Source organism: Desulfomicrobium salsuginis, assembly GCF_054657795.1.
Map to the genome: position 1 here is coordinate 1,233,000 of NZ_BAAHYA010000002.1, position 26,100 is coordinate 1,259,099.

Sequence of the window (26,100 nt, forward strand, 5' to 3'; positions counted from 1 at the left end):
CGCTGGTACGCCGCCTCAGAACAGCGGCGTGGACTGTCCGTTGACCGTCAGATGCCCCTGGCTGAGGGAAGCCCGGCCCGTGATGTTCGCGCCGTCGCGCGTCAGGAATCCCCGGGCCAGCAGTGGCTCGATCTGGTCACGGAAGCGCTGCCTGGCCAGAAGGTCCACGGCTTCGTCCGTGGCGGCCGGGTCCTGATTGCGCACGTCCAGGCCCAGCAGGCCGACGAGAAGCTCTTCGGAGGCGATCAGTTCGGCCTCGGCCTTGACATAGGGCAGCAGGAGCAGCGGATTGACCGCGGCCTGTCCGGCGGGCGCGTCGCTTCTGACCTGCAGGGAGCCCGTCAGGTCGCCCCGGGCCGTGCCCAGGCGCAGCCGGGAGATGCGCAACTCGGGCTTTCCGGCCAGCAATTTCCCGAAAAGGGTGACATACAGTTCCCCGACCTGTGCGGACAGGGCGTCGACGTCCACGTCGCTCGCGCCGGCAAGCAGGCGCAGGCGGGACTGGAATTCGCTCAGGGCCAGGGCGTCGAGGTGTCTGGCCTCGAAGTCGCAGGACAGCGGACCGAAAGCTCCGCCGCCGTACTCGACCCTGGCGATGTCGAGCTTCTGGAGCATCGCGGCCAGGTTGGCTTCGCAGCTGCTTTCCGACGACACGCGCAGATCCGTGACGAGGACGCTCTCTGCACCCGGCTGGGTCATGTTGATGGACGCCACCGCGCCGTCGGCCCGGCCGACATAGAGGTACGGCAAGGCCTCGACCAGGTCGAAGGTGCCGGTCAGGCCATCCAGCGCCACCCTGCCCCGGTCCGCGGCCATGGACAGGCCGGGCAGGGAGAAATCGCCCCGCACGGCGCCGGTCATGGGCTCATGGACGATGTTGAGGGTCAGCCCGCCCCAGGTCAGGCGCTCCCCTTCCCCGCCGCTCTTCTCGAAGGCGGGAACCGTCAGATCGCCCTTGATCTCGCCGGAAAAGCCCACGCGCAGCGTGGACCTGGACTGCGCCAGCTCCGGGATCTCGGCGAACAGCTTCCCGACGTCGTCGCCGGAATCGACGGGTTCGACGACGCTCTTCATGGTTGCCAGGGCCGTGTCGAAGGAAAACCCGTCGAACAGATCCGGCATGGGGCCATGCCGCAGTTCATGACGCAGCGTAAAGCGCACGGTCTTCGCCGCCACGCCTCCCTGCTCCGCTCCGGGAAAGGCGACCTCCACCAGCGTCGCGGCCCGGGAAGCGAGAAAACCGCGCTCGTAGTACTGGTTGGTCAAGGACACGAGGCCTGAGCGTTCGTGCTCCTTCAACAGGGAAAAATACTGCTCGCGGGCCTGTCCGCCGAGCAGATACGCGGCAGCGGCATATGCGCCGGCGGCGAAGACGAGCAGCAGAACAAACAATCTTTTCATCGATCCTCCATGTGCCCGGCGCCATTGGCAGACGGGCCGGTTTCGTCAGGTCGGCAGACTTGCACATCAAGCCGGAGAAAACAACGGATTTGAGGCGGCCACGGCGCGGTTGGCCGGAAACAGGCGGCGCAGAAACGAAAAGGCCCCCCCGGGAAAGTGAATTCCCGAGGGGGCGCAAGGAGGGGGAGGCTCTGATCCTATTTCAAAACGCTCAGGGTCGCCTTGGCGATGGCCAGTTCCTCGTTGGTGGGGATGACGAGGATGGCGACCTTGCTGCCGTCGGCCTGGACCGCGATGGCGGTCTTCTTGCGTCCGGCGTTGCGCTGGGGGTCGATGCTGATGCCGAGGTGTTCGAGGCCGGCGCACACGCGTGCACGCACCTCGTCGTCGTTCTCGCCGATGCCGGCGGTGAAGACCAGGGCGTCGAGGGGGCCGGTCACGGCGTAGTAGGCGCCGATGTACTTCTTGATGCTGTAGACGAACATGTCCACGGCCAGGGCGGCCTTCGTGTCGCCGTCATGGGCGGCGGCGTGGATGTCGCGCATGTCGTTCATGCCGCAGATGCCCTTGAGGCCGCTCTTCTTGTTCAGGATGTCGTCGATCTGGCCCATGTCCAGGCCCTTCTCCTTCATCAGGAAGGGGATGATGGCCGGGTCGATGTCGCCGCTGCGGGTGCCCATCATCACGCCGGCCAGGGGGGTCAGGCCCATGGACGTGTCGATGCACTTGCCCTTGCGCACGGCGGCCATGCTGCAGCCGTTGCCCAGGTGCAGGGTCACCAGATTGACCTCGTCCGCGGCCTTGCCGAGCATGGCCGCGGCCTGCTGGGCCACGTAGCGGTGCGAGGTGCCGTGGAAACCGTAGCGGCGGATGCGCAGTTCCTCGTACAGCTCATACGGGATCGGGTACATGAAGGCTTCGGCGGGCATGGTCTGGTGAAATTCCGTGTCGAACACGGCCACCTGCGGCACGCCAGAGAAGAGTTCGCGGGCCACCTCGATGCCGACCAGGTTGGCCGGGTTGTGCAGGGGCGAGAGGTGGCAGTTGTCACGGATCTTGGCCACGACGTCGTCGTCGATGAGGGTGCTCTTGAACAGCGTCTCGCCGCCCTGGACCACGCGGTGGCCGATGGCGTCGATCTCGGCGGCCGAGGCGATGACGCCCGTGTCCGTGCCCGTGACCAGGTCGACCACGGTGTGCATGGCCGCGCGGTGGTCAGGGAACGGCATCTCCCGCTCCACTTCGGCCTGCCGGGACTCGCCGGGCCAGTTCTTCTGGCTGAGCTTGCCCACGGTTTCGCCGATGCGCTCCACCAGGCCCGTGGCCATGACGGAACCGTTTTCCATGTCGAGAAGCTGGTATTTGAGGGAGGAACTCCCGGAGTTGATGACAAAAATCTTCATGGTATCCTCGTTATATTAAGCCTTTTTCGGCCTGGGCCTGGATGGCCGTGATGGCCACGGTATTGACGATGTCGGGAACGGTGCAGCCGCGGCTCAGGTCGTTGACGGGCTTGTTGAGGCCCTGCAGGACCGGGCCGATGGCCACGGCGTTGGCGGCGCGCTGGACCGCCTTGTACGTGTTGTTGCCGGTGTTCAGGTCCGGGAAGATGAAGACCGTGGCCCGTCCGGCCACCTGGCTCCCGGGAAGCTTCTTGGCGCCGACCTCGGGGTCGATGGCCGCATCGTACTGCAGCGGTCCTTCGAGCATCAGGTTCGGGGCGATTTCGCGGGCGATGCGGGTGGCCTCGATGACCACGTCCACGTCGCCGCCCGCGCCGGAATCACCGGTCGAGTAGGACAGCATGGCCACGCGCGGGTCCACGCCGAAGATGCGGGCCGTTTCGGCCGAGCTGATGGCGATCTCGGCCAGCTGCTGCGCCGTCGGGTTCGGGTTCACGGCGCAGTCGCCGAAGACCAGGACACGGTCCTTGAGGCACATCAGGAACACGCTCGACACGATGGACGCGCCGGGCTTGGTCTTGATGATCTGGAAGGCCGGGCGGATGGTGTGGGCCGTAGTGTTGATGGCGCCGGAGACCATGCCGTCGGCCTGGCCCTTGAAGACCATCATGGTGCCGTAATAGGTTGGGTCGACCATGCAGTCGCAGGCCACTTCCTTGGACACGCCCTTCTTCTTGCGCAGTTCCATGAAGGTGCCCACGTAGTCGTTGTAGTCCGGCGACATCACGGGATCGATGATGTTCACGCCGCTCAGGTTGAGGCCCAGCTGGGAGGTCATGGAGGAGATGGCCTTGGGGTCGCCAAGGATGGTCAGGTCCACCACGCCGCGGCGCAGCAGAATGTCGGCCGCGCGCAGGATGCGTTCGTCGCCGCCCTCGGGCAGGACAATGTGCTGCTTGTGCTTCTTGGCCTTCTCAATGAGGCCGTACTCGAACATCTGCGGCGTGACCTTGGTCGATTTGCGGGTGTCGAGGCGCTGGCGCAGTTCGTCCGTGGCCACGTTCTCCTCGAACACGCCCAGGGCCGAGGCGATCTTCTTCTGGTCGCCGGGCTCGATCTTGCCGTACATGTTGTAGAGGCGCCGAGCCGTCTGGAAGGTGGCTTCCTTGCCGAGCAGCACGGGCACGGGCACGCCGGTCCAGCCCTCGATGAGCCGGTCCACGGCCTTGCCGGGGCGGATGCCGCCCGTCAGCAGGATGCCGGCGATGTCAGGGTAGGACGACGACTGCCGGGAGGCCAGGCTGCTGACGACGATGTCCGAGCGGTCGCCAGGGGTGACCACGAGGCTGCCGCGCTCGATGTAGTTCAGGAAATTCTCGATCTGCATGGCGGCCACGACGATGTCGTCGACCTGCGCGCCCAGGTTCTCGCGGCCGTAGAGGACTTCGGCCCCGACCCACTTCATGACGTCGGCCACGGTGGGCTTGCCGAGGATGGCCACCTCGGGGATGATGTACAAGAGCGTCTCGGACTTGTTCAGGGTCTTCTTCAGGGCGATGCGCAGCGCGTCGCGGTCGGGCACGTCCGTGCGGTTGACGATGACGCCCAGGATGTCCACGGCCTTGTCGGCGAAGGACTCAACGGCCAGCTTGGTGGCGCTGATGATCTCGTGCTCGGTCTTCTGGCAGGCGTTGGACACGACCAGAAGCGGGCTGCCGAGGTTGGCGGCGATGTCGGCGTTGATGTCGAACTCGAAGGCGGGGCTTGTGCCCTCGAAGTCCGTGCCCTCAAGCAGGACGAAGTCGCACTTGCTCTCCAGCTCCTTGTACTTGTTGATGATCTTTTCGATCAGGATGGAGTGCTGCCCTGCGTTGACCAGCTCCTTGGCCTGACGCATGGTCAGGGCGTAGGTCTCATGATACTGCAGGCCCAGGTAGAACTGGGACAGGACCAGGTCGATGTCGTGATCCTTGCGGTCCGGCACGTCGTTGATGATGGGTCTGAAGAAGCCGACCCGGCGGATGTCACGCAGGAGCATCTGCATGACGCCGAGGACAATGGCTGATTTTCCGCTGCGAGATTCCGTCGCCGTGATGTATAGATTTCTGGCCATATTCCTTCCCTTGAATGCCGGTCCGGTTTCCGACGTGTCCCGTCCCGTGATGTTTCACGGTCGGTAAATCAAATTGGTTGGTTACACAAGCTGTAAAATTTCGAAAAAAAGAGAAAACTTCCGTCAGGTATATTTTTCATGATTTCGGCATGTTGAAATATCACTGACGGAAAGGCGCCGACGCCGGCACAGGACCGACGTCGACGCCATCTGTTTACAGCGTTTCCGCGTAGATTTCCATAACGTGTTTGACTGCGATCTTGTCTCCATGCTGGGACAGCATGTCGGAGATCTGCATCATGCACGCCGGGCAGCCCGTGGCCACGACCTGGGCGCCGGACGCGACGATGTTGTCGCGCTTGATCTTGCCGATGTCCTTGGACAGCCCGTAGTGCTGCAGGTTGAAGCTGCCGCCGCAGCCGCAGCAGCGGTCTGCCTCGGACATCTCCACGAACTCCACCTTGGGGTTGCTCTTAAGGAGCGCACGGGGCTGCTCGAAGACCTTCATGGACTTCTTGAGGTGGCACGGGTCGTGGTACGTGACCTTGGTCCCGTGTCCCTGCACCGGCGCGGCGACCTTGAGCACGTCAACCATGAACTGGTTCACATCCATGGTCTTGGCCGCCAGGGCCGCGATGCGCTCCTGCATGCTCTCGGTCTTGTCGCCGGACATCATGGGCCACAGCTCGTGGATGGTGGCCGTGCAGGTGGCGCAGGCCGTGAGCAGGTAGTCGAAGTTCTCCTTTTCGAAGATCTCGAGATTGCATTTCACGAGCTTGTCGAAGGACTCCTTGTCGCCCGAAGCCAGGGCCGGGATGCCGCAGCAGGCCTGGCCCGCGGGCATGTAGATGCCCAGTTCGTGATGACGCAGGGCCTTCAGGACGGCCTGGCCGACCTGCGGGTAGATCTTGTCGATGACGCAGCCGGGGAAGAAGGCCACGCGGTATCCGCCCTTGCCGGGCCGGGTGTTCAGGGCCGGTTCCAGCTTGCGCAGGGGCTTCTTGGCCAGGGGCATGAAGTGCCGCTCGCCGATGACCGGCGCGTTGATGCGCGAGCAGGACGAGCCGATGACCTCGTTGGCCGTCTTGGTGAACGCGCCCTGGAACTTGGAGGCCACGTCCAGCACGGAGTTGAAGAGTGCGGGCTTGGTCAGCAGGCCCTTGAAGATGGCCTTCTTGGTGGCCGAAAGGCCCATGTACGTGTTCACGATGACGCGGGCCTTGAAGAAGATGTCGAGCACCTTCACGCCGCTGGGGCAGTTGGCCGCGCAGGAGCCGCAGAGCAGGCACTTGTTGAGCTTTTCCTGCACGCCCTCGGCGTCCGCGATCATCTCGTGGGACAGGTTTTCCAGAAGCGCGATCTTGCCGCGGGCGACGTCGCCCTCCTTCATGGTTTCGGAGAATACCGGGCAGACCGCCTGACACATGCCGCACTTCATGCACGCGACCATCTGGTCGTCGAGCTCGTGCAGCATCTTGGCTAGCTGATGGAGATCTTCGTGCATGACTAGCCTCCGATGATCTTGCCGGGATTGAGCAGGTAGTTGGGGTCAACCGCCTTCTTCAGTCTGCGCGAGTAGATGATGGTCGCCTTGGAGGTTTCCTTCTCCAGCCACTTGGACTTGGCCGTGCCGATGCCGTGTTCGCCGGACAGGGTGCCACCCAGGGACAGGGCCACGTCGAAAATCTCGTCGACGGCCTGCTCCACGCGGTGGAACTCTTCCTTGTCGCGCTTGTCCGTCAGGATGGTCGGGTGCAGGTTGCCGTCGCCGGCGTGGCCGAAGGTGCCGATCTGCAGCTTGTATTTGGCGGCGATGTCGTTGATGGCCTTGATCATGGCCGGAATCTGGCTGCGCGGCACGGTGGCGTCTTCGAGAACGGTGGTCGGGCGGGCGCGGGCCAGGGCCGGCAGCGCGTTGCGGCGGGCTTCCCACAGCTTGTTCTTCTCGGCGGCGTCCTTGGCCATCTGCACGCGGCGGGCGCCGTGCTTCTTGCAGATTTCGACAACCTTCTCGGCGTCGTCCTCGACCAGGGCGATGTGCCCGCCGTCGACCTCGATCAACAGGATGGCCGCGGCGTCACAGGGCAGGCCGGCCTTGGTGAAATCCTCGACATAGTTGATGGTCGCGTTGTCCAGGAGCTCAAGGGTGCAGGGCACGATCTTGTTGGCGATGATGGCGGCCACGGTCTCGGAGGCCTTGTTGATGTCGTCGAACTCGGCCAGCATGGCCTTGGAGGCCACTGGCGGCGGGACGAGCTTGAGGATGATCTCGTCGAACACGCCGAGGGTGCCTTCGGAACCGACCATGAGCTGGGCGATGTTGAGGCCAGTGACGCACTTGACAGTCTTGCCGCCGGATTTGACGTACTCGCCCTCGGCGTTCCAGAAATTCACGCCCATGACGTAGTCCTTGGTCACGCCGTACTTCAGGCCGCGCAGACCGCCGGCGTTCTCGCTGACGTTGCCGCCCAGGGTGGAAACGGCCTGGGAGCCCGGGTCCGGCGGATAAAAGAGGCCGCGACGCGCGACTTCGGCCGCGAACTTGGCGGTGACCACGCCGGGCTGAACCACGGCGTAGAGGTCCTGCTCGTTGATCTCGAGGATCTTGTTCAGGCCGTTGGTCAGGATGACGACGCCGTGCTCCTTGGTCGGAATGGTCCCGCCGCTCAGGTTGGTGCCGGCGCCGCGCACAGTCATGGGCAACTTGTTCTCGTTGCACAGAGCCACGGTCTTGCCCAGCTGTTCACTGTTGGTCGGACGCAGCACCAGTTCCGGGACGACCGCGTCGAGGACGGCGGCATCGTAGGAATAGGCGTGGCGGTCGGACTCGCTTACGAGGACATTGTCTTTGCCCAGCAGATTCTGGAACTCGGTGAGCAGACTCGCTGAAATCATTATTCTCTCCTTGCGTGAGGCTCGCTGATATGGATGAAGCGGTCCCGGAAGCCTTGCGCAACTCCCGGGACCGCATTGACAACTAGAACAGGTGAGGCAGGAAGACGAAGCACATCAGGGAGGCGACGATGCCCACGACGATGCCGTAGAGCACGAAGGGCCAGAAGGTGCGCTTCAGGATCATGCCTTCGCGGCCGATCAGGCCGGTGACGGCGCAGACCGCCACGATGTTGTGGATGCAAACCATGTTGCCCATGGCGCCGCCGGCGACCTGAGCGGCCACGATGATCTGGCGCGGCAGTTCCAGCTGCTGGGCGACGCCCCACTGGAATTCGGCGAACAGAAGGTCGGAGACCGTGTTGGAACCGGTGATGAAGGCACCGAGGCCGCCCACGTAGGAAGCCAGCATGGGCCAGGCGTTGCCGGCGATGGCGGCGACGGTCTTGGCCATGGCCAGGGGCATGGACGGGTAGTTGTTGGGGTTCAGCAGCGGGTCGGCCACGCCGGAACCGCGGAAGATGGAGACCAGGGCCACGGCGGCGAAGAGCGCGATGGTCGGGGCCTTCATCTTGGCGATGGATTCGGTCCAGGCCTGCTTCACGGCGTCACCCTTCATGCCGTGGATGGCGATGGTCAGGATGGCGACCAGCATGAAGGGGATGGTGCCGGGCAGGTACAGGTAATCGATGGAGGCGGACACGCCCTTGTAGCCGAGAATGTCGTTGAAGGGAATCTTCTGGGCGGCCAGCACGGCCTTGAGGCCCAGGGAGGGAATGCGGGTCACGACCAGGATGGCGCCGATCAGGATGTAGGGCAACCAAGCCTTGAACTGGCTCATGTGCTCCTTGAAGACCGTGTTGGTGCTGGTGGCAATGGTACCGGTCCAGGCAGCGTCCCACGTGGACTGGGGGCCGAAGTCCCAGGTTTCCTTGGGCACGCAGAAACCGGCCTTGGCACCGGCCACGATGATGCCGAGGCCAACGAGACCACCGATCAGAGACGGGAATTCCGGACCGACCAGCCAGGCGAAGCCCAGGTAGGGAACCAGGAAAGCCACGGCGGCGAAAACGCAGAACTGCCAGGCGGCGAAGCCTTCGGACCAGGACTTCTTCTGGCCGAAGAAGCGGGTCAGGAAGCCGAGCATGAAGATGGGCAGGATGATGGCCATGGGGCCGTGCATCAGGGTGACCCACTGGCCGATGGCCTTGGCGAAGGTGCCGTAGTCGGCGAAGTTGAGGCCCGCGATGCCGGATTCGGCAGCGGCCTTGACCAGGGGCTCAAGGAACTTCAGGCCGAACAGGATGGGGGTACCGACCGCGCCGAAGGACACGCAGAAGGAGTTGAAGACCAGGCAGATGACCGCGGCGGCCAGGGGCGGGAAGCCCAGGGACAGCAGCAGCGGGGCGGCCAGGGCGGCAGGCGTGCCGAAACCGGCGGCGCCTTCGATGAAGGCCGCGAACATGTAGCCGATGATGATGGCCTGGATGCGTTTGTCACGGCTGATGTTCTGCATCCCGTACTGGATGGTTTCCATGCCCCCTGAGTACTTCAGGGTGTACAGGATGATGATGGCACCGAAGACGATGATCAACACGCCGATGGCGGTGATCACGCCCTGGATGGACAGGGCGGCGATGTAGCCAGCAGGCAGATTCCAAGCTCCGACGGCGCCGAGTACGCAGGTCAGGAACGCCAGAGGCATGGCCTTGGTCGAAGGCCAGTTCATGCCGACCATCAGAACAAGAGCCACCAGAATGGGCAACAGTGCCACCATTGCCAAGACAGGAATTGACATATCTCCCTCCAAATAAAACTGATGAATTGGCCGCCCGTCCGCGGGTACCCCACCCCGCGGACAGGCGGCGAGCCTTTACCTATTTTCCGGCGCGGCCGTCATCGCAGGGCTCTGCGGGCTTGTTGGCCCCGGAGTGCTCGGCGGTTGCCGAAAGCGTACAGCCCTCACCGGCAGGGGCGGCTGCGGCCACAGGCTCGGAAGCGGCCTGAACCGGAGCGAACTCCTGCTTGGAGAGGTACTCGTACATCGCAAAACGGTGCATGTAGTCCTGCTCGATCTGGCTGCGCAGACGCTTGGAGTCTTCGGGCGCGATCTTTTCGAGCAGGGCGTAGCGGTTTTCGCTGGCCAGGAACTCCTGGATGGATCCGTCCGGAGCCTTGGAATCCAGGGTGAAGGGGTTCTTGCCCTCGTCGGCCACCAGGGGGTTGAAGCGGTACAGCGGCCAGTAACCGGACTGCACGGCCAGCTTCGACTCGAGCTGGGTCTTGCCCATGCCCTTGCGGAGCCCCTGGTTGATGCACGGCGCGTAGGCAATGATCAGGGACGGTCCGGGATAGGCCTCCGCCTCGCGGAAGGCCTTCAGGAGCTGCTGCTTGTCGTAGCCCATGGAGACCGTGGCCACGTAGACATAGCCGTAGCTCATGGCCATGCGTCCGAGATCCTTCTTCCCTGTCCGCTTTCCTGCGGCAGCGAACTTGGCGATGGAGCCGAGCGGGGTCGCCTTGGAGGACTGCCCGCCAGTGTTGGAGTACACTTCAGTATCCATCACCAGAACGTTGATGTCTTCGCCAGAGGCCAGAACATGGTCCAGCCCGCCATAGCCGATATCGTAGGCCCACCCGTCGCCGCCGAAGATCCAGAAGGACTTCTTGGTGAAGAGTTCCTCGTTCGCGAAGATCTCCTCGAGGAGGTCGTTGCGATGCGTGAAGGCCAGGATGTCACGAATGGTGTCGCCGTATTCCTTGGACTTTTCGGCGTTGGCGCGGTTCTCGAGCCAACCCTTGAAGGCTTCGGCCAGGTCTTCGGGCAGTTCGCCCTGCAGGGCCTTCTCGATCAGGTCCACCAGCTTGGCCTGACGCTGGGCGTAGGCCATCTGGATGCCGTAGCCGAACTCCGCGGCGTCCTCGAACAGGGAGTTGCCCCAGGCCGGGCCATGCCCTTCGGCGTTGACCGTGTAGGGGGTGGTCGGCGCGGAGGCGCCCCAGATGGAGGAGCAGCCCGTGGCGTTGGCGATGATCATGCGCTCGCCGAAGAGCTGGGTCAGCACCTTGACGTAGGGGGTCTCGCCGCAGCCCGAGCAGGCGCCGGAGAATTCCATCAGCGGCTTCTGCAGCTGGCTGCCCTTGACCGTGTCGCGGCGCATGAGGTTGTCCTTGAAGGGCACGGTGACCGAGAAGTCGTAGTTGGGCACTTCCTTCGGGGTCTGGGTCTCAAGGGGCTTCATGACCAGGGCGGTGTTCTTGGCCGGGCAGATGTCGGCGCAGTTGCCGCAGCCCATGCAGTCCAGAGTGTTGACCTGGATGCGGAACTTCATGCCCTTCAGTTCCTTGCCCAGGGCGTCGATGGTCTCGAAGGTCTCGGGGGCCTCGGCCATCTCCTCCTCGGTCAGCAGCACGGGCAGAATGGCGGCGTGCGGGCAGACGAAGGAGCACTGGTTGCACTGGATGCAGTTGCCCGCGATCCACTCGGGCACATTGATGGCCACACCGCGCTTCTCGAACTGGGAGGTGGCCACGGGGAACAGTCCGTCGGGCTCGAAGGCCGACACGGGCAGGCTGTCGCCCTTCTGGGCCAGGATGGGACGCATGACGTTCTTGACGAAATCGGGCTCGTCCTTCTCGCCCTTGCAGTCGCAGACGGCGTCGGCCCAGGAGGCGGGAACCTTGATCTCGACCAGGTTCTCGATGGCCTGATCCACGGCGCCGATGTTCATGTTGACGATCTTGTCGCCCTTCTTGCCGTAGGCCTTCTTGATGGCCTTCTTGAGCAGGGCAACGGCCTCCTCGAAGGGCATGACGTTGGCCAGCTTGAAGAAGGCAGTCTGCATGACCATGTTGATGCGGTTGCCGAGGCCCACTTCCGTGGCGATCTTGACGGCGTCGATGTTGTAGAACTTGAGACCCTTCTTGGCGATGGTGCGGCGCATGGAGGCGGGCAGTTCCTTCTCCATGTCCTCGGCGGTCCAGGCGGAGTTCAGCACGAAGGTGCCGCCGTCCTTGATGCCTTCCAGGACGTCGTAGGTGTGCACGTAGCTGGACTTGTGGCAGGCGATGTAGTCGGCCGCGTTGACCAGGTAGGTGGACTGGATGGGCTCCTTGCCGAAGCGCAGGTGGGACACGGTGATGCCGCCGGACTTCTTGGAGTCGTAGGCGAAATAGCCCTGGGCGTACATGTCGGTGTTGTCGCCGATGATCTTGATGGCTTCCTTGTTGGCGCCGACGGTGCCGTCGGAGCCCAGGCCCCAGAACTTGCACTGCACGGTGCCGGCAGGGGTGGTGTCGGCGAAGGCCGGCACGTCGAGGGAGGTGTTGGTGACGTCGTCCTCGATGCCCACGTTGAAGTGGTGCTTGGGCTGGGAGACCATCATGTTGTCATAGACGGCCTTGACCATGGCCGGGGTGAACTCCTTGGAGCCCAGGCCGTAGCGGCCGGCGACGATCTCGGGCATTTCGCCGCGTTCCATGTAGGCGGTGCAGATGTCCTTGAAGAGCGGATCGCCCTTGGCGCCGGGTTCCTTGGTGCGGTCGAGGACCGTGATGACCGAGGCGGTGGCGGGCAGGACCTGCAGGAAGAACTCGGGCACGAAGGGACGGTACAGGCGGACCTTGACCAGGCCGACCTTCTCGCCCTTGGCCAGCAGGTGGCGAACGACTTCTTCAATGGTTTCGCAGCCGGAGCCCATGGCCACGATGACGCGCTCGGCCTGCGGATGACCGACGTAGTCGAAGGGCTTGTAGGGGCGGCCGGTGATGGAGGCGACCTTCTTCATCTGCTCGACGACGATGGACGGCACCTGGTCGTAATAGATGTTGGCGGCTTCACGGCCCTGATAGTAGATGTCGGGGTTCTGGGCGGTGCCGCGGATGGTCGGGTTGGTCGGGCTCATGGCGCGGGCGCGGAAGTCGGCGATGGCATCGTAGTTCACGATCTTCTTGATGTCTTCGTAATCGATGACCTCGATCTTCTGAATCTCGTGGGAGGTGCGGAAGCCGTCGAAGAAGTGCAGGAAGGGGATGCTCGATTCGAGGGAGGCCAGGTGGGCGACCAGGGACAGGTCCATGCACTCCTGCACGGAGCTGGAGGCCAGCATGGCGAAGCCGGTCTGGCGGCAGGCCATGACGTCCTGGTGGTCGCCGAAGATGGACAGGGCGTGGGCCGCGATGGCGCGCGCGCTGACATGGAAGACGCCGGGGAGCAGCTCGCCGGAAATCTTGTACATGTTCGGGATCATCAGCAAGAGGCCCTGGGAGGCCGTGAAGGTGGAGGTCAGCGCGCCGCCGGCCAGGGAGCCGTGCACCGCACCGGCTGCTCCGGCTTCGGACTGCAGCTGACGGACCAGAACCTTCTGGTCGAAAATATTCAGACGGCCCTGAGCGGCCCACTCGTCCGCGATCTCACCCATGGTCGAAGAGGGGGTGATCGGGTAAATGGCGGCCGTGTCACTCATCGCATAGGCGATATGGGTGACGGCGGTGTTCCCATCCATGGTTTTCATATTTTTTGCCATGTATCTTCTCCTAAAGCCTGGTTGGTGTTTCAAGGCGTGCGCATCCACAGCGTGCGACACTACCTGTAGAAACAAGTTTTGTGCCATCGGGTAAAATCAATCTAACCATCCGAAATACAAATAATTTACGAGATCATCGACATCTCAAGCACTCCCCTCCCTCCGGTTTGTCCGAAAAAAAAGACAACATGGGTTTGTCCGCAGAACTACCACGATATTTGCGGAATGCAAACAAACAACTTCAATCCGGTTAACGCGCGTAATTGCAAGGTTAAAGGCGGATTTGCCGTTCACGGCCCCCGTGTCCGGTTTTCCGGACATGCCAATGCCGGGATTCTCCGACGGCGTACTCAGCCCCTTTTTCGGCCCTCCCGACCACCCGAATTCCGCTGACGGGGTTGACCGGGCGTGATCGCTGAACCGATCGACGGAGCATCGCCGAAAATGCGTCTGATTTTCCGGACTGCGCATGACCGATCTGGGTAGCACAATTTGGTTGACTAAACAACCATTTTTCAGCAAGGGGATTTCCGCGGCCAGACCGGCCGACGTTGCGCACAGGTGTGCACAAACGTCGCAAGACGCCACATGCGGTGTTTCAAAAATGCACACTCGGTGCATGCACATGAACTCGCCCCGCGGCGGTCTGAAAAAGACCGAGCGCATAACATACTGAAAATCAGGACGATACGAAATCAAGGGCGAACAAAACGCGCCGATACGTCTTGATTGGCAATTATTTTGCTAAAAAAATCGGCGCGCATCTTGCCACAATCGCATTTGATGCATTATCAGACACAAAACGGAGGTTTGTGATGAAAGGAAAAAGCATAACCAAAAGCGGCGTTATCAGAGGCCTCTCTCAGAACGAGACGATGCAGCTGTCGCAGCTGCTGACCCCCATGCAGAAGCAGCGCATCAATGACGGCGACAGCGTGCTGGTCAAGACGGAATACATCCTCGATTCCTGGAAGGAATACTGGCTGGGCAAGGAAGTCGACGAAGAATAGATCGCAAGCTACGCCTCGAGGCCGTGCTTTTTGAGCATGGCGTACAGGTGAGACCGGGAAAGTCCCGATACGCCGAGCATCTTGGGGATATCCCTCCCATGGGCCCGCAAGAGCCTCTGCAGGTACTCCCTTTCCATCGCGGTCTTGAAGTCCTTCAATGAAGGGAGATTCTCTTCGTCCCCTCCGTCTCCTGCCTCTTCCACCGCATCTTCCCGACTCCTCTCCAGCATGGATTTGGCCACCCGGATACGCACCGCCTGCGGCAGGTGCTGCACGTAGACCGTCTTCTCCGCGCCCGACAGCACGAAGGCCTGTTCGATGGTGTTGAAGAGTTCGCGGACGTTTCCGGGCCAATCGTAGAGACGGAGCATGGCCATGAACTCCGGGTCCATCTCCTTGACCGGGATGTTGCGCTGCCGGCAGAGCTTGTCGATGTGGTGCCGCGCCAGGATCAGGATATCCTCCTCCCGTTCGCGCAGAGGCGGCAGGGTCAGGTGGATAGTGTTGATGCGGTAGAAGAGATCCTGCCGGAACTCCCCCGCCGCGACCATGGCCGACAGGTCCCGGTTCGTGGCCGAAATGAGGCGGAAGTCGCTCTGCAGTTCCTGGTTCCCGCCCACGGGCCTGAAACGGCGCTCCTGCAGGACGCGCAGAAAAGTCTTCTGGGCCGAAAGGGGCAGTTCGCCGATCTCGTCCAGAAACAGGGTGCCGCCGTCGGCGAGCTTGACCAGGCCCACGCGGTCCCGGGCCGCACCCGTGAAGGCGCCCTTGGTGTGGCCGAAAAGGATGCTCTCCAGCAGGGATTCCGTCAGGGCCGCACAGTCCACGACCACGAAGGCGCGGTCGGCCCGGCCCGAATTGCGGTGGATGGTCCGGGCCAGCAGTTCCTTGCCCGTGCCCGTCTCGCCCGTGACCAGGACCGTCGAGTCCGAGCCGCTGGCCTGGGCCAGGCGTTCGTAGCACTGGCGCATGGCGTTGCTCTGCCCCACCACGTCCGTGAGATCCAGGGCGAGGTCCTTTCTGTCCTGCCGCTGGGCCAGGGCCCGATTGAGGGTCTCCTTGATCTGTCTGATGGGCGACGGCTTGACCAGGTAGTCCCAGACGCCCCCCTGGATGGCCAGCTCCGCGCCTTCGGGGTCGCCCTGGCCGGTCAGGACGATGACGTCCGGCGGCGCTGCCTGGCTGCGGATCTGACCCAGGGCCTCCAGCCCGTTGCCGTCGGGCAGGCGCACGTCGAGAAAGACGAGGTCGAATTCCCCGCTGCCCAACTGCGCCAGTCCCTCCTTCAGTGTCTGGGCCGCATGGCACTCGTGGCCCAACCTGTGGACCAGGCTTTCGAGGGTTTCGCAGACCTGCCTGTCGTCGTCGATGATCAGAATCCTCGCCATCATGCATCCTTGTCCAGAACATCCCGAATGGCCCGCCCGAGGATGTCCTTGTTATAGGGTTTGCTCACGAACAGCCTGATGTTGCCCGACTGCGGCGCGAACTCGGCCGCGTGCTTGCGGCCCGAGACCATGATGACCGGCAGCTCGGGGCGGCAGTCCTTCAGGGCCGCGGCCACGTCGAAGCCGTTCATGCCAGGCATGTCGAAATCCGTGATGACCAGATCGAGCCCGAGCCCGCCGCAGACGGCCTCGATGGCCTCCGCCGCGCAATGGAACGGGTGCACCGTGTAGCCGAGCTGCGCGAGCACGCGCGGGATGAGCTGCAGCTGGTCCTCGTCGTCCTCGATGAAGGCCAGGCGCTCGCTGCCCATGGCCACGCCGCTGTCGCACGTTCCCGGCAGGAGGCAGGAATCGTTCATGCCCGGCAGCAGGATGTCGAAGCGCGTCCGCCCGGGGACGCTGTCGAGCCGGATTCCCCCGCCATGATTGCGCACGATGCCGTGCACCACGGCCAACCCCAACCCCGTCCCCTCGCCCTTGCCCTTGGTGGTGAAGAACGGGTCGTAAATCTTGTCCTGGATGTCCCCGGGAATGCCCGGCCCGTCGTCCTCGATGCGCAGCAGGCTGTACTGGCCGGGCGCCAGGCCGCCGCAGCGGGGATCGTCGCGCTCCAGGGACAGCCCGCCCAGGCTGATGGAGATGGTGCCGCCCTTCGCGCCCAGGGCCTGGAAGGCGTTGGTGGCCAGGTTCATGACGATCTGGTGGACCTGGGTCGGGTCGGCCAGGCACAGGGGCAGGTCGTCCTCGACCCGGGAAAGCACGCTGATGTTGCGCGGCATGGACACGCGGATCAGGGCCACGGCTTCGCTGACCACCTCGCGCAGGTCCGTGGGCACGAAACCCTCCTGGGTCGGCCGGCTGAAAGTCAGGATCTGCTTGATGAGGCCGCTGCCCCGCACCGCCGCCTTGAGGCTGCGCTCCAGGTCCTTCCAGGCGATGCTGCCCTCGAGGATGTCCTCCATGGCCAGCTCGGTCGAGTTCATGATGGAGGTCAGGATGTTGTTGAAATCGTGGGCGATGCCTCCGGCCAGGGTGCCGATGGCCTCCATCTTCTGGGACTGCAGGAGCTGCTTTTCGAGGCTGATGGTCTGGGTGATGTCCTCGGCCGTGCTCAGGATGCCGACCACCTCGCCCCGCGGCCCGTGCAGCGGGACCTTGTTGACCAGCAGCCACATGGCCTCGCCGACGGCGTTGCGGGTCTCCATGCGCATGCGGAAATGCGGCTCGTCGGCCTCGATGACCTCCCGGTCGAGCTCCGCGATGCGCTGGATCTCGACGGCGTCGGTCAGGACCTCGCCGTAGGTCTTGCCGAGGATGGACGCCAGCTCCGCCTGGCCCACGTGAGCCAAAAAGTTGCGATTGGCACCGATGATGCGCAGCCGCTTGTCCTTCCAGTGCACAAGTTGGGGGATGGTATCGAGGACAAGCTGGAGCATGGCTTCGGACGCGGCCAGGGCCAGCTCCGCGGCCTTGCGGTCGGTGATGTCCTCAATGAAGCCTTCGAAATGGCAGAAGCCGTCGTCGCAGCCGCGCACGGCCCGGGCGTTGAGGTTGGCCGTGATGACGGCCCCGTCGCGCCGACGGAAGAGGATTTCGGCCTCGATGCCGCCGCGGTTCTGCTCGTAGAGGTCCACCACGCGCTCACGGTCGCTCTGCTGATAGTAGAGGGTCGCGATGTTGGGGTTCTCGGCCATGAGTTCCTCGGGGCCCGCATAGCCGAGCATCCGCGCCAGGGCCGGGTTGGCCACGATCCACGAGCCGTCGGGGGTGGTCTGAAAGATGCCCAGGGCCGAGTTCTCGAAGATGGTGCGGTACTTCTCCTCGGCCGCGCGCAGGTCGTCCTCGGCCTTCTTGCGGTCGGAGATGTCGTAGATCACGCCGACGACGCCCGCGTTGTCGCCCTGGGCGTCGGCGTAGACGGCCTTGTGCAACACGGCCGAACGCAAGGTCCCGTCGCCGTGCTGGATCTGGCCCTCGAAGGAATCCATGCGCGCGTCGAGCATGGGGGCGAAACGGGAATCGGGCAGGACCGGCCCATGCGAGGCGAAGGCGCGATCCTGCTGCCAGCCGACTCCGAACCAGTTCTCGAAGGCCCGGTTGACACCGGCGATGCTCCCGCTGCGGTCCGTGAACCATATGGGCACGGGCAGCGTGTCCATGAGGGTGCGCAGGAAGGACAGCTGGTTCTTGATGCGCACCTCGATCTGCTTGCGCTCGAGGATGTTGATGACCAGCAGCACCAGGACCATGGACAGGATGACGAGACTGACGATGATGGTCCAGAACTGGTGCCGGTTGATGGAATAGAACGGCGACGGCTCGTTGATCAGCACGCTGCCTTCGGGCAGGAGCTTCAGGTTGATCCCGAGGCGCATGAGCACCCGGTAGTCGAACTTCGGCGGCTCGTCGGGACTGACGGTGATGGGGATGCGGGCCGGCGACTCGCCGTCCAGGATGCGCAGGCCCATCTTGGCCGCGGCCTGGCCGTGGGCGTAGCCGCTGATGAGCTTGCCGCCCACCAGCCCGTGCCCGAGCAGGAACTCCCACGCCCCGTAGAGGGGCGCCCCGGTCTGTTCCCAGACGATCTCCAGGAGGTCTTGGGCCGAGTACACGGCCTCGCCCACGTCCTTGTAGAAGGGGATGAAGAAGAAGATGCTGTCCGCGGCCGCGAAGCGCACCTTGGACACCAGTTCCTCCAGGCTGAACTCGTCCAGAAACTCCACCTCGATCTCTGGCGGCAGCAGATGCAGCTGCGCCCGCACCTGGTTGGCGATGGCCACGCCCGTGAGGCTCTGGTCGCCGATGACCACCAGGCGCTTCTTGCCCGGATGGAACTTGAGCGCCGTGGCGATGTTGGACGGCACGTCGAACTCTTCCAGCACGCCGGTCATGCGGTCGCGCATGGGCACCGCGCCGGCCTCGACGTCGTTGATGCCGCAAAAGACGATAGGCACGCCGGGGAACAGCTCTTCACCGTGCCGGGACATGAATTCGTAGGCGTTGTTGTCGGAAGTGACGATGAGATCGAAATGCATCGTCCGAAACTTGAAGGTGTAGTAGTTGAGCAGGATCTCGTTGATCTTCTCCCCGGAGAACCGTTTGGAGTCCATGTACTCGATCTGGAGATAGATGTTCTTCCCGCTCTTGCGGAAGGTGTCGCGCACGCCCTCGAAGATGCTGTCCGACCACTCGTACCCGTTGTGGTAGGAGTTGAGGTAGAGGATGTTGATCTTCTGCTCCTCCTGCGCCGAGGCGTGGGGGATGAAGCAGAACAGACAAAGGGCGAAAAGGAGGATGCGCACGAATTCTCCGCGAAATGCCGTTTTCAGCCGCGGGGCGGGGCCCCGCGGCCCGCTGCCCTATTTGGCGGCGTTCATGTTCTTCAGAGCGATGTAGAGGGCCTGGGTGCCCATGTTCTCCAGACCCTGGGCCATGGCCGCCACGTAGAGCTGCTCCACCAACGCCAGGCCCGGCAGGCTGATGCGCATGCGCTTGGCCTCGGCCAAGGCGATGCCCATGTCCTTGACGAAATGCTTGACGTAGAAGCCCGGATCGAAATCATCCTTGGCGATGCGCCGGCCCAGGTTGTTGATGGACCAGGAACCGGCAGCCCCGCTGCCGATGACGTCAATGACCGCGTCCACGTCCAGGCCCGCGCGCACGGCGTAAAGGAGCGATTCGACCACGCCGATCATGGTGCCGGCGATGAGGATCTGGTTGCTCATCTTCGTATGCTGCCCCGCACCGGGCCCGCCCATGAGGCGGATGTTCTTCCCCATCTTCTCGAACAGAGGCACGGTCCTGTCGAAGGGCTCCTGACCGCCGCCGACCATGATGGCCAGGGCGGCGTTCCGGGCGCCGAGATCGCCGCCGGACACCGGCGCATCCAGGGCGTGCACACCGCGTGCCGCGGCGGCCCCGTGGATCTCCACGGCCAGGGCCGGTTCCGAGGTGGTCATGTCGACCAGCACGGAGCCGGGCGCGGCCCGGTCAACCAGTCCGCCCTCGGCCAGGTACACGGCGCGCACGTCGGACGGGTAGCCGACGATGGTGAACACGAAATCCGAACCCTCGGCCACGTCCCCAGGCCGGTCGCACCACACGGCCCCGGCTTCGAGGACGCCGGAGGCCGACGCCTTCGTGCGCGTGAAAACGCGGACCTCGTGGCCTGCGGCCAGCAGATGACCGCACATGGACCGCCCCATGACGCCTATCCCGACCCAACCGATTCTGCTCATAGTACCTCCAAAACATATACAAGATGAGTGCCAACCGGCACGAAACACCGACCGCAGGAAGCCACCTGACGCCTGCCGGACCGGTTTTCCCGTGAAACATAAAAAATCATGATTTCAGCCGCGTAGACAAGTGATTGCCAAACTTCGAAAACATGCTTATAAGGAACGATTGTCCCGGTTCATTACCAGACTACCAGTCCCAGACCAGACCACACGAGGTTGCCATGATCTGCCAAAAATGCGGATGCGACGCCGTCGCTGAAGAAAACATCTCCTATCAGATGGAGTGCCGTAATCATCTTTTCTGTTTCGAAGACGTCCCCGTGCCCAAGTGCTCCGAATGCGGGCACATCGTCATCACTCAGGAGGCCATGGGCGTCATGCTGGCCAAAATCGACCAGCTCTCCCAGAAGGCCACCATCTCCTACCACCGCTGCCGCTGGCCCAAGGCCCAGTCCCTCGACGAGCAGACCCAGCAGGGCGCATCGTCCCAGGCAGCCGCGGAACTCGTGGAGACCATCAACAAAAGCGCCCGCAAATAACCGCGTTTTCCGCGCCGATGAAAAAAGCCGCTTGCAAGAGCGGCTTTTTTATTGGCCCCGGGGGAAGGCAAAGTCAAACGGGGGGAGGAGGCTGTGATGGACGGTATGGACGATATGGACGATATGGACGGGGTTTCCCGAGAGCGCGTGGGCCTGAGTCCACTTCGTCCATCTCGTCCATGGCAGCCCCTTCCCCCCTACTCCTTCCTGTCCAGGTACAGGTTCCCCAGCGCCAGCAGCGAGGTCCCCACGATGAGCAGGAACGAGACGGAATTGATGACCGGCGTGGAGCCGTCGCGGACCTGCAGGTAGAGGTTGATGGGCAGGGTCGGCTGGGAGCCCACGAGGAAGAGCGTGGTGTTGAAGTTCTCGAAGCTCATCAGGAAGGCCACGGCCCCGGAGCCGATGATGGACGTGCGCAGGTAGCGCAGCGTGATGTGCCAGATGACCTGCAGGCGCGTGGCGCCGAGGTTCAGGGCAGCCTCTTCAAGGGAGCGGTCGAACTTGCGCAGCCGGGCCGACACGACCAGGGTCACGAAGGTGGTGATGAAGGAGAACTGCCCCACCACCACCAGCCAGAAGCTGGGCCGGAAGAGCTCGATGTCGAGGTTCCAGTGGTCCTCGAAATAGACGCCCGCCGTGGTCGCGCCCAGCAGGATGGAGATGCCCAGGATCACGCCGGGGATGACCAGGGGCGCGAGCATGAGGAAATAGAGGAAGTTCTTCCCGCGGAAGTTCTCCTGCTCGAACAGGAAGGCGGCGCACACCCCCACCACCACGCAGGACGCGGACACCCAAATCGCCGTCTGGAAACTGACCCAGATGGCGCGCAGGTTGTCCGGGTCCTCGAAGATGCCGACGCGCTTCGGCCCGGCCGAGGTGAACCAGTCCAAGGTAAGTCCCCGCCAGGGCAGGGACGGGAAGTCGGAGTCGTTGAAGGCCAGTACGCAGGTCACCAGCAGCGGCGCGAAGAGAAAGACGAAATACAGGACCACGAAGGCCACGAAGGACCGGTCGTAGGCGCGGGATCTGGGCAGGGAACGGATCATGACGCCACCTCGCCCAGGCGCTGGCCCGTGATCTTCAGTCCCAGCCAGATGATGAGGGAACTCAGCACCAGGAGCATGAAGCCGAAGGCCGCGCCCTGGTTCCAGTTGAAGCTGGCGATGAACTGGTTGTAGATCTGCTCCGTGAACCACAGGGAGTTCTTGCCGCCCATGAGGTTGGGTGTGAGGTAGTTGCCGAGCACGAGCATGAAGACCACGATGGAGCCCGAGGTGATGCCCGGCTTGCAGTGCGGGATGATGATCGTGCGCCAGATGCAGGTCTTGCTCGCGCCCAGGTCGTAGGCCGCCTCGACGAGGCTGTCGTCGAGGCCCTCCATGACCGAGACCAGGGGCACGACCATGAAGAGCATGGAGGTGTACACCAGGCCCATGATCATGGTCGCGTCGTTGTAGAGCATCTCCACGGGCTTCTCCAGAATCCCCAGCTGCAGCAGGAAGTAGTTCAGCACCCCGGACTCGCGCAGCAGGATCATCCAGCCGTAGACGCGCACCAGTTCGCTGACCCAGAACGGCAGGAGCAGCAGCACCATGAGGAAGCCGCGCACGCCGGGCCGCGAGAGCTTGGTGATGTAGAAGGCCACGGGCAAGGACACGACCAGGGTCAGGAAGGTGGTGATGACCGAGTAGGCCGCCGTGCGCACGAAGGTCAGCCAGTAGATGGGCTCGGAAAAGAAGGTGCCGTAGTTTTCGAGGCTCCAGGCCCCGTCGGCCCGGAAGCTCAGGATCAGCAGGTCCAGGTGCGGCAGGACGATGAGCAGGAAGAGCCAGACCAGGACCGGCGTGAGAAAGAGCCAGAACAGCCCGCCGCGCCTCATGGCCTGCCCTCCCCGCGTCCGAAGGCGATGCCTGACTGGGGGTGCCAGCCCAGGGTGATGTCCGCGCCGGGACGGATGTGGTCGAAGGCGCGGTTCTGGGGCAGGGCCACCAGCAGCTCGTGGCCCGACGGCGTGGCCGTCAGCAGCCGGCTGTTGGCGCCGTCGAAGAGGATGGCCTTGACCGTGACCGGGAAGGTGTTGAGACCCGCGGCGTCGGCGGGCTCGATGACCATGGCCTCGGGCCGCAGGAAGAGCGTGGCCGGGCCCTTGCCGGCGTCGGCCTTGCGCCGGGCCCGGAAGGCCAGGTCCTCGTCCGTGCGGACCAGGACCGTCTCCCCGTCCATCTCCACCACCTCGCCCTCCCAGCGGTTGCTGTCGCCGACGAACCCGGCCACGAAGGGGGTATGCGGGTCGCCGTAGAGTTCCTGCGGGGTGCCGACCTGCTCGAAGCGCCCCCGGTTCATGACCGCCACGGTGTCGGACATGACCAGGGCCTCGGACTGGTCGTGGGTGATGTAGATGAAGGTCGTGCCGATCTTGGCCTGCAGCTTCTTGAGCTCGACCTTCATCTGTTCGCGGAGCTTCAGGTCCAAAGCGCCCAGGGGCTCGTCCAGAAGCAGGAGACTCGGTTCGAGGACCAGGCAGCGGGCGATGGCCACGCGCTGCTTCTGGCCGCCGGAAAGCTGGTTGATACGCTTGGCGCCGTAACCGGGCAGGTCGACGCGTTCCAGGATCTCCTCCGTACGCCTGCGGATCTCGGCCGAGGACACCTTGCGACGCTTGAGGCCGAAGGCGATGTTCTCGGCCACGTCCATCATGGGAAAGAGCGCCAGATGCTGGAAAACCAGATTGACGGGCCGCTTGTCGGGCGTGACCCCGCGCATGTCCCGGCCGCTGATCTCGATGGTCCCGTCCGTCTGTTCCTCGAAACCCGCGATCATGCGCAGAAGCGTGGTCTTGCCGCAGCCCGAGGGGCCGAGGATGGAAAAGAAGGAACCCTTGGGCACCGGGAACGAGACGTCGTCCACGGCCCGAAACGTTCCGAAATCCTTGACCAGACGGGAAACGACCAGATCGGGTTGCATGCGCCTTCCTTGTGAGAAAATTGGGGAGGGGTCCGCAGCCGAGCGGCTGCGGACCCGCGGGACGTTAGTTGGCGGCCTTGACCTTGTCCAGCACCTTGCCTTCCATGGCTTCGAGCTTGGCGGGCACGGGCGGGTACCACTTGATGTTGTCGATGACCGCCTGCGGGAAGGAGCGGTCGAAGTTGGCCTGGAAGGCCTTGTCGACGAAGGGAGCGGCGTCCTTGGAGGCCGTGGGGGTCTTCTCGGCCGAGGTGAAGTAGCCGCTGTTCTCGGGCTTGAGCATGAAGTTGATCCAGGCGTAAGCGGCCTCGACGTTCTTGGCCTTGGCCGGGATGGTGAACGTGTCGATCCAGCCCAGGGCGCCCTCGACCGGGGCCACGAAGTCGAGGTCCTTGTTCTCGTCGTGCAGCTTCCAGCCGCCGTTGTCCCAGGCCTCGGCCACGGTCACTTCGCCCGAGCGCACGGATTCCAGCAACTGGTCGCCGTTGGCCCAGTAGTTCTTGACCAGGGGCTTGGCCTTGATCAGCTCGGCCTCGATCTTGGCGAGCATCTCGCCGTAGGCCTTCTCGTCGGCGTAGAGGGCAAAGGGGTCGTAACCCATGGCGAAACCGAGGCCGATCAGCACGGGCCTCTTCAGCCGGTAGCTGATGCGGCCCTTGTACTGCGGGTCGATGAGCGCCTTCCAGGACGTGGCGCCCTTGGCCTGGGCGGAGTTGACCACCAGGCCGGAGGTGCCCCAGCAGAAGGGCACGGCGTAGGACTTGCCGCCGACCAGGGTGTTCTTCTTCACGGCGTCGAGCATGGAGGGAATGAAAAGTTCGGCCTGGATCTTGGAGTAGTCGATGGGCTGGTAGATGCCGAACTCCTCCTGCACCGAGGAGATGCGGTCCTGGCTGGGCTGGGCCAGGTCGAAGCCCGCGCCGCGCGTGGCCCGCAGCTTGGCGATCATTTCCTCGTTGTTGGAGTACGTCACCTCGACCTTGATGCCGGTCTCGGCCTGGAACTTGTCGACAAGTTCCTTGGGCGCGTAGCCCTTCCAGGTCAGCAACTGCAGGGTGTCGGCCATGGCCACGGAAGAACCGGCGAGCATCAGTGCCATCAGCAGAACAAGACGTTTCATGCGAAATTCTCCTTGTGAAGGTGTGACGGGAAACCGAAACAAACCCTATCACTGGCAACCAAAACTGACAAGAACGTGGCGAATCAGCGGCAGGACGAGGACAGACCCTGCCGAGAGTTCACGCGGCCGGGCGCGCCGGTTCTTTTGAACCACGCGCCTGGATGACAGGGCGAAAGACGAAGCGCCTCCGTCGCATCCGACGGAGACGGCGTCACCAGCCGATGAGCATGCGGCTGCGGTCCGGAAAGGCCTTACGCACGCGCAAGGCCACGACATAAGACAGCCAGATGACGAGGGCGGAGAGGATCGGCAGAAGATGCAGGCCGAAAAAGGCATCATACCAGTCTCTGATTTCCCAGATCAGCCAGATGAACCACCCGTGCAGGAAATAGATGGAAAAACTGGAAGTGGCCAGTTGCTTCAAGAACCGGGAATCATACGCTTCAAACCTGTGCAGAAAGACCATGAAAAAAACGCACATGACCATTTTCTGAAGCAAAGATATGTCTATTCCATTGAACTCGAACGGATGATTCTGTAAATTGCCGCTTGTCGGCATGACAGCTGCCTGTAAAATTGCCAAAATCAGCACAACAAGAAAAAGCAAAAAATCTTTTTCATAAAGTTTTTTATAAATAAAATCTCTCTCCATCGAACACAGAATACCAAACATATAAACAGAAAAAAAATAAATAACAGACTGAGTTATTGATAAATTATTTACAGGCCTGTGCATAAAAAGTGAAATTATAGTCAACAATACTACTATATAAATTCTTTGCTTCTGATTCATCCGTATAAAATATACAAAAATCGGAGAAATAATATATACAGCCATTATAAATGGTATATACCAATATACAAGAACACCACCATGCCAATAATAAAGCAGGAAAGGCCGAATAATTTGGTCATAAAAAGTATCTGTTAATCCAAAATAATATTCTTTATATGGAATCCCAGTATATATTGCGACGCAAACAGGAATGACGGAAAGAATCAGATATGGCACGTATACGTTTTTTAATTTCTTCTTGATGAATGTTGGATAATGAAATTTCGGATAGAAAACGTGATGAAAAAGAAAGCCCGAGATAAACACAAACAGGGAAGTCCCCCCTGAAATGAGATTGGCCAGGGTGCGGTCCAGAAAACTCTCCAATTCCCATCCTGCAATGCCATAGCTGTGGCCCATGACGATGATCACGATGGTCACGGCACGAAAATACTCGAACGATCTGAGATACATGATTCCAATATTCCTTGTCGGGGGCTGCGAAATGCGGACAACTGGCGGGAACATCCTGCCGTCTTCCCGTCACACGAGTCGAACGCCTCCGATAGTCATAACCCCTTTCATACTCAAGATAATTTAATATCATGCCGTGACTGGAGCACGATGGCCCGAAACCTGCTTTGAAGGGGCAAAGCACCTTTTTGC

General features: G+C 62.5%; 17 protein-coding genes. 2 read left to right on the forward strand and 15 right to left on the reverse strand.

From position 1 onward, the window contains the following. Window positions 1-15: 15 nt before the first annotated feature. From ACYQ3G_RS12680 to nifJ, 7 genes are all read right to left on the reverse strand, one after another. Window positions 16-1,401 (reverse strand): YdgA family protein, encoded by a 1,386-nt coding sequence (locus ACYQ3G_RS12680; protein ID WP_459826169.1) that lies wholly within the window; start codon window positions 1,399-1,401, stop codon window positions 16-18. 197 nt (window positions 1,402-1,598) lie between these two features. After that, on the reverse strand, window positions 1,599-2,804 hold the full coding sequence (locus ACYQ3G_RS12685; RefSeq protein WP_459826170.1) for an acetate kinase: 1,206 nt from the start codon (window positions 2,802-2,804) through the stop codon (window positions 1,599-1,601). 10 nt (window positions 2,805-2,814) lie between these two features. Further along, window positions 2,815-4,917, reverse strand: a complete 2,103-nt coding sequence (pta, locus tag ACYQ3G_RS12690; protein WP_459826171.1) for a phosphate acetyltransferase — start codon at window positions 4,915-4,917, stop codon at window positions 2,815-2,817. A 214-nt stretch (window positions 4,918-5,131) separates the two neighbouring features. Next, complete coding sequence (locus ACYQ3G_RS12695; RefSeq protein WP_459826172.1) at window positions 5,132-6,421, reverse strand: (Fe-S)-binding protein; 1,290 nt, start codon at window positions 6,419-6,421, stop codon at window positions 5,132-5,134. Window positions 6,422-6,423: 2 nt separating this feature from the next. Next, window positions 6,424-7,812, reverse strand: coding sequence for an FAD-binding oxidoreductase (locus tag ACYQ3G_RS12700; RefSeq protein ID WP_028576052.1), 1,389 nt, complete (start codon window positions 7,810-7,812; stop codon window positions 6,424-6,426). Window positions 7,813-7,894: 82 nt separating this feature from the next. Further along, entirely contained in the window at window positions 7,895-9,607 is a 1,713-nt protein-coding gene (locus tag ACYQ3G_RS12705) for an L-lactate permease (protein WP_459826173.1), read from the reverse strand. A 79-nt stretch (window positions 9,608-9,686) separates the two neighbouring features. After that, window positions 9,687-13,334 (reverse strand): pyruvate:ferredoxin (flavodoxin) oxidoreductase, encoded by a 3,648-nt coding sequence (nifJ, locus tag ACYQ3G_RS12710; RefSeq protein WP_459826174.1) that lies wholly within the window; start codon window positions 13,332-13,334, stop codon window positions 9,687-9,689. An 875-nt stretch (window positions 13,335-14,209) separates the two neighbouring features. On the opposite strand from nifJ, the gene ACYQ3G_RS12715 reads away from it, so the two are divergent. Beyond that, on the forward strand, window positions 14,210-14,344 hold the full coding sequence (locus ACYQ3G_RS12715; protein ID WP_459826175.1) for a hypothetical protein: 135 nt from the start codon (window positions 14,210-14,212) through the stop codon (window positions 14,342-14,344). Between the two features lie 8 nt (window positions 14,345-14,352). On the opposite strand, the gene ACYQ3G_RS12720 is transcribed toward ACYQ3G_RS12715, so the two are convergent. The 3 genes from ACYQ3G_RS12720 to ACYQ3G_RS12730 are packed head-to-tail and all read right to left on the reverse strand — an operon-like array spanning window position 14,353 to window position 20,030. Continuing rightward, window positions 14,353-15,732 (reverse strand): sigma-54-dependent transcriptional regulator, encoded by a 1,380-nt coding sequence (locus ACYQ3G_RS12720; RefSeq protein ID WP_459826176.1) that lies wholly within the window; start codon window positions 15,730-15,732, stop codon window positions 14,353-14,355. Next, a complete protein-coding gene (locus ACYQ3G_RS12725) occupies window positions 15,732-19,094 on the reverse strand; it encodes a hybrid sensor histidine kinase/response regulator (protein ID WP_459826177.1) in 3,363 nt (1,120 codons plus the stop codon). The genes ACYQ3G_RS12720 and ACYQ3G_RS12725 overlap by 1 nt, the downstream gene beginning before the upstream one ends. Window positions 19,095-19,151: 57 nt before the next feature. Then, complete coding sequence (locus tag ACYQ3G_RS12730) at window positions 19,152-20,030, reverse strand: NAD(P)-dependent oxidoreductase (RefSeq protein WP_459826178.1); 879 nt, start codon at window positions 20,028-20,030, stop codon at window positions 19,152-19,154. A 224-nt stretch (window positions 20,031-20,254) separates the two neighbouring features. Here ACYQ3G_RS12730 and ACYQ3G_RS12735 point away from each other — a divergent pair, with 224 nt between their 5' ends. After that, window positions 20,255-20,572, forward strand: coding sequence for a hypothetical protein (locus ACYQ3G_RS12735; protein ID WP_028576046.1), 318 nt, complete (start codon window positions 20,255-20,257; stop codon window positions 20,570-20,572). A 197-nt stretch (window positions 20,573-20,769) separates the two neighbouring features. Here ACYQ3G_RS12735 and ACYQ3G_RS12740 read toward each other — a convergent pair whose 3' ends face one another. The 5 genes from ACYQ3G_RS12740 to ACYQ3G_RS12760 all read right to left on the reverse strand — a co-directional run bounded on the left by ACYQ3G_RS12740 (window position 20,770) and on the right by ACYQ3G_RS12760 (window position 25,962). Further along, window positions 20,770-21,621, reverse strand: coding sequence for an ABC transporter permease (locus ACYQ3G_RS12740; protein ID WP_459826179.1), 852 nt, complete (start codon window positions 21,619-21,621; stop codon window positions 20,770-20,772). Beyond that, a complete protein-coding gene (locus tag ACYQ3G_RS12745; RefSeq protein ID WP_459826180.1) occupies window positions 21,618-22,454 on the reverse strand; it encodes an ABC transporter permease in 837 nt (278 codons plus the stop codon). Before ACYQ3G_RS12745 ends, ACYQ3G_RS12740 begins: the two co-directional genes overlap by 4 nt. Further along, on the reverse strand, window positions 22,451-23,539 hold the full coding sequence (locus ACYQ3G_RS12750; RefSeq protein WP_459826181.1) for an ABC transporter ATP-binding protein: 1,089 nt from the start codon (window positions 23,537-23,539) through the stop codon (window positions 22,451-22,453). Before ACYQ3G_RS12750 ends, ACYQ3G_RS12745 begins: the two co-directional genes overlap by 4 nt. Window positions 23,540-23,603: 64 nt before the next feature. Next, the gene (locus ACYQ3G_RS12755) at window positions 23,604-24,659 is read right to left on the reverse strand and encodes an extracellular solute-binding protein (RefSeq protein ID WP_459826182.1); all 1,056 of its coding nucleotides are present in this window, start codon (window positions 24,657-24,659) and stop codon (window positions 23,604-23,606) included. Between the two features lie 211 nt (window positions 24,660-24,870). Beyond that, on the reverse strand, window positions 24,871-25,962 hold the full coding sequence (locus ACYQ3G_RS12760; protein ID WP_459826183.1) for an acyltransferase family protein: 1,092 nt from the start codon (window positions 25,960-25,962) through the stop codon (window positions 24,871-24,873). Between the last annotated feature and the right edge of the window lie 138 nt (window positions 25,963-26,100).